Raw genomic sequence first — 2,361 nt, 5'->3', positions numbered from 1 at the left:
CAGGGATGAGCCCTGCTCGCGACCGAGCAGGCCGAGGATCCAGACCTTGGAGATCTGATCCACAACCAGAGTGGCGATGGCGACGGCGTAGGCGGTCCAGCCGAGGCGGGTGATTTTCAACGACAACAGTTCGCCCCTGATTTCCCTTCTCCCCTTGCGGGAGAAGGTGGCCTGCGGAGCAGGTCGGATGAGGGGTCTCGCCGGGATCGCCGTGCAACCCCTCATCCGTCGCTGCGCGACACCTTCTCCCGCAAGGGGAGAAGGGTAAAGAACTAGCCGTGCGTCGCGTCCCAATAGGCCACCGCTTCGGCGTCGCGAAGGCTAAGCTCCGGATAGCGGGGATCGGTTCCCACTTCCGGCAGGATCCGCCACGAGCGGGCGCACTTGTTTCCTTCGGCGAGCTTGGGGGTCACCGACACGCCCTTGACCTCATCGGTCCGGAACGCGCCGCCGTCGCCCGCCACCAGCGTCGCGGCCGAGGTGCGGAACACTTCGGCGGCGTCCAGACCGTCGAACGCGGCCAACAGCTCGGCCTCGGCGACGTGGACGACCGGCGCGGCCTCCAGGGCCGAGCCGATGCGCTTTTCGCGGCGCTCGACTTCCAGGGCGCCGGTCACCACCGACATCACGGTCTCGACCTTGGCCCAGCGCGCGGCCTCGGCCTCGTTCTTCCACTGCGCCGGCGTCGCCGGGATCACCCGCAGGCTGTTGGAGCCGGCGTTGGGGAAGCGCGTCTGCCACGCCTCTTCCATGGTGAAGCTGGTCAGGGGCGACAGCCAGATGGTCAGACGCTCGAACACATAGTCCAGCACCGTGCGATAGGCGCGCCGGCGCAGGGCGTTCGGCGCGTCGCAATAGAGGCTGTCCTTGCGGATGTCGAAGAACAGGGTCGACAGGTCGCCTTGGCAGAACTCGATCAGCGGCCGGACCACGTCGCTGAAGCGATAGGCTTCGTAGGCGGCGCGGACGTCGCGATCCAGCTCCCACAGGCGATGCAGGATGTACTTCTCCAGCGGCGGGAAGTCGGCGTAGTCGGCGACCCGCTCTTCCTCGGTGAAGCCAGCCAGGGCGCCCAGCAGGTAGCGCGTGGTGTTGCGCAGCTTGCGATAGGCGTCGGTGGTGGTGGCCAGGATCGTCTTGCCGATCCGCTGGTCCTCCGAATAGTCGACCATCGCCGCCCACAGGCGCAGGATCTCGGCGCCGCTTTCCTTGGTGATGGCCTGCGGTTCGACGGTGTTGCCCTTGGACTTGGACATCTTCTCGCCGTTCTCGTCCTGGGTGAACCCATGGGTGAGAACCGCCTTGTAGGGCGCGCGGCCACGCGTGCCGCAGCCTTCCAGCAGGGACGACTGGAACCAGCCGCGATGCTGGTCGGAGCCTTCCAGATAGAGGTCGGCGGGCGAGCGGCTGTCGCTCCGACCCTCGATCGTGAAGGCGTGGGTGCAGCCGCTGTCGAACCAGACGTCGAGAATATCGGTGATCTTCTCGTACTGGGCCGGGTCGTGGGCGCCCAGGAAGTCGGCGTCGGGACGGGTGAACCAGGCGTCGGCGCCGCCCTCGCGGATGGCGTCCAGGATGCGGGCGTTGACGGCCGGATCGTTCAGCGGATGGCCGGTGTGCTTGTCCACGAACATGGCCAGCGGCGTGCCCCAGTTGCGCTGGCGGCTGATCAGCCAGTCGGGACGCGTCTCGACCATGGCGCCGATGCGGTTGCGGCCGGCGTCGGGGTGGAAGGCGGTGTCGGCGATGGCTTGCACGGCGACTTCCCGCAGGGTCTTGCCGTCCAGCGAGTCCGTCGGGTGGTCCATGCGGATGAACCACTGCGGGGTGTTGCGGAAGATCACCGGAGCCTTGGAGCGCCAGCTGTGCGGATAGCTGTGCTCGACTCGGCCGCGCGCCAGCAGGTTTCCGGCCTCGATCAGCTTGTCCATCACCGCGCCGTTGGCGGGACCGAACTTGCCGGCCTTCTTGCCCTCGGTCTCGATGACCTGAAGACCGCCGAACAGCGGCACATGCGCGTAGTAGGCGCCGTCTGGATCGACGGTGTCGGGGATCTCGCGGTGACCGTGGGCCAGCCAGACCTGATAGTCGTCCGCGCCGTGGCCCGGCGCGGTGTGGACGAAGCCCGTGCCGGCGTCGTCGGTCACGTGGTCACCCGCCAGCATCGGCACGGCGAAGCCGTAGTGGCTGTCGAGATCGGCCAGCGGATGGGCCAGCACCATGCCCTCGCAGTCGACGGTTTCGACCTTCTCGAAAGCGGCGACCTTGGCGGCCTTGAAGACGTCCTGCGCCAGCTTCTCGGCGACGATCAGGCGATCGCCCGGCTTGGCCCAGGGCTCGAACTCGAGGCCCTCTTCAAGC

General features: G+C 67.6%; 1 protein-coding gene. It reads right to left on the bottom strand.

All coding sequences use genetic code 11. From position 1 onward, the window contains the following. Window positions 1-272 precede the first annotated feature (272 nt). Window positions 273-2,361 (bottom strand): isoleucine--tRNA ligase (locus VJ655_RS04565; RefSeq protein ID WP_324109883.1); only part of this gene is annotated, 2,089 nt, incomplete at its 5' end.

The organism is Caulobacter sp. (genome assembly GCF_035254145.1).
In the GTDB taxonomy this organism is placed as follows: Bacteria; Pseudomonadota; Alphaproteobacteria; order Caulobacterales; family Caulobacteraceae; genus Caulobacter.
The sequence above is the reverse complement of the archived record's forward strand: the minus strand, read 5'-3'. Positions and strand labels throughout refer to the sequence as shown.